This is a genomic window from Streptomyces sp. L-9-10 (assembly GCF_004151105.1).
GTDB lineage: Bacteria > Actinomycetota > Actinomycetes > Streptomycetales > Streptomycetaceae > Streptomyces.
This window is the reverse complement of sequence record NZ_PHRF01000015.1, coordinates 5273-8138: the sequence shown is the minus strand read 5'-3', so window position 1 is coordinate 8138 and position 2866 is coordinate 5273. Positions and strand designations below refer to the sequence as shown.

At 69.0% G+C, this 2866-nt stretch carries 1 protein-coding gene; it reads right to left on the bottom strand.

Annotation, left to right across the window (positions count from 1 at the left end; translation table 11 throughout):
• The coding region (locus CU044_RS03095) for a condensation domain-containing protein (RefSeq protein ID WP_275670170.1) at positions 1-2810 on the bottom strand (2810 nt) is incomplete at its 3' end.
• Between the last annotated feature and the right edge of the window lie 56 nt (positions 2811-2866).

The following is a 2866-nucleotide window of genomic DNA, read 5'->3' as shown; positions in this document are numbered from 1 at the left end:
AGCCGGTCCGCCGGATACTCCGGATCCAACGGCACATACGCACCACCGGCCCGCAACACCCCCAGCACCGCCACCACCAGATCCACCGACCTCGGCAGCGACACGCCCACCCGCGACTCGACCCCCACGCCCAGCGCCGCCAAATGCCCCGCCAGACGGTCCACCCGGGCACCCAACTCGCCATACGACAGCGAGACACCACGATCCCCGAGCACCGCAACCGCCCCAGGGGCCGCGGCGATACGGTCCTGAATCAGCTCCACAACCGACCGCTCGCCCACCCCGACCCCCGGGCCGGCCCACCCCATCAACAACCGCTCCAGCTCAGCCCCACCCAACATCCCCACCCGCACCACAGGCACCAACGGCTCAGCAACCACTCGCTCCGCCAACACCAGCCAATGCCCACACAACCGCTCAACCGTCTCCACATCGAACAGATCCGTATTGAACTCGGCGACCCCGACAAGACCTCCGTCGCCGCTCTCCTGGAAGTGCAGCCCGAACTCGAACTGCGCCGCCGTACGCGGCACTTCGTATTCCTCGATACGGAGGCCGGGGAGGTGGAACGCACCTCCGGGGGTGTTCTGGAGGGTCAGCATGGCCTGTACGAGTGGCGTCCTGCTGGTGTCGCGCTCCGGAGACAGCTCCTCGATCAGCCGGCTGAACGGCACATCCTGGTGCGCGAACGCCTCCAACGTGGTGTCGCGGACCGCTGCCAGCAGCTCATCGAATGACCGCGACTCATCGATACGTGCCCGCAGAACGAGGGTGTTGACGAAGAACCCGACCAGGCCCTCCAGTTCCTCGCGCTCCCGGCCCGACACCGCCGTTCCCAGCGCGATATCACGCCGGCCGCTGTAGCGGGACAGCAGCAACTGCGTCACCGCCATCAGCGCCATGAACAGACTCGCGCCCCGGGTACGCCCCAGCGAGCCGAGCTGATCCGTCAACTCCGCCGGGACGGTGAAGATATGGGTGCTCCCGGAAGCGGTCCGCACCAGCGGGCGCGGGCGGTCCGTCGGCAGTTCCAGCGGCTCCAGACCGTCCAACTGCTCACGCCAGTAGCCGATCTGGGAATCCAGCGCCTCCCCGGCCAGCCTCTCCCGCTGCCACACCGCGAAGTCCGGATACTGCACCGGCAACAACGGAAGCCGAGCCTCCGCACCCCGCACCGCAGCCGCGTACAACTCACTCAGCTCACGCGTCACCACACCCATCGACCACCCATCGGTCACGATGTGATGCATCGACAACACGAGGACATGCTCGGTCGGCGCGATCCGTACCAGCAGTACCCGCACCAAGGGGCCGGTCCGCAGGTCGAAGGGGGCGACGGACTCCTCCCTGAGCGCCGCGTCGAGGTCCGAGGGGTCACTGAGGGTCACAGCGCGCACCGGTACGTCCAGCGAGGGATGCACTATCTGGACGCCACGCCCGTCAACCGAGTCGAACGTCGTACGCAGCGCCTCGTGCCGGTCCACCAGCCCGGCGAGGGCCGTACGGAGAGCGTCCGGGTCGAGGACTCCGGTCAGCCGGAGCGCGCCGGCGATGTTGTACTCGATGCTGCCGGGGGTGAAGTTCTCCAGGAACCAGAGGCGTTCCTGAGTGAGCGACATCGGCAGTTGCCCGTCGCGTGCCACCGGAACAATCGCGCCGGAGGCCGGCGTCTCCTCTGTCTCCCGCGCGGCTTCGGCGCCCGGGATCGTCGCCGCGAGCCCGGCCACGGTCGGGTGATCGAACAGGACACGCGGGGAGAACCCCGCTCCCAGCGCGGCCCGGAGACGGGAGACGACCTTCAGGCTGGAGATGGAGTCGCCACCCAGCTCGAAGAAGTCGTCATGGGCTCCGACCCGCTCCACGCCCAGGACCTCCGCCCAGATCCCGGCCAGGACGCGTTCGGCCTCGGTGCGCGGTGCGACGTACTCCGCCGCCGCGTCGAACTCGGGCGCGGGAAGCGCGCGCCGGTCGACCTTTCCGTTCACCGTCAGCGGCAGCTCGTCGAGCACCACGAACGCCGACGGCACCATGTACTCGGGCAGAGTGCCCGCGACCTGAGCTCGTACCGCCGCGACATCGAGCTGCCCGTCGGCCACGACATACGCCACCAGCCGCTTGATCCCGGGACGGTCCTCCCGGGCCACGACCGTGGCCGTACCCACGTCCGCGCACCTCATCAACGCGGCCTGGATCTCATCGAGTTCGATACGGAAGCCGCGGATCTTGACCTGTCCGTCGCCGCGGCCGAGGAAGTCCAGCCGGCCGTCCGGACGCCAGCGCACCACATCGCCCGTCCGGTACAACCGCTCGCCCGAACCGAACGGGCCCGCCACGAACCGTTCCGCCGTGAGTCCGGCCCGGCCGTGGTAGCCGCGCGCCAGACCGAGGCCGCCGAGATACAGCTCCCCCGGCACCCCCACCCCGACGGGGCGCAGCGCGCCGTCCAGGACGTATCCGGTCGTGTTGTCCATCACCTGTCCGAGCGGCACCGAACCGCCCGCGGCATCCTCCGCCACGATCCGACCGCCGACGGCAAAGGTCGTCGACTCCGTCGGACCGTACCCATTGACCAGCACCGTCCCCGGGCACGCGGCCAGCATCCGCTCCGCGGCCACCGCCGGCACCGCATCCCCACCCGTCCACACCTCACCCAGACCAGCGAAACAACCGGCATCCTCCTCCACCAGCACCCCGAACAGCGCCGCCGTCACCCACAACCCCGACACCCCACGCCCCACCGCATCCCGCACCACAGGAACACTCAACTCACCCTCAGCCACCACCACCGTGCCACCACTCAGCAACGGCACCCACACCTCATACGTCGCCGCGTCAAACGAATGCGGAGAGTGGAACAAAACCTTGT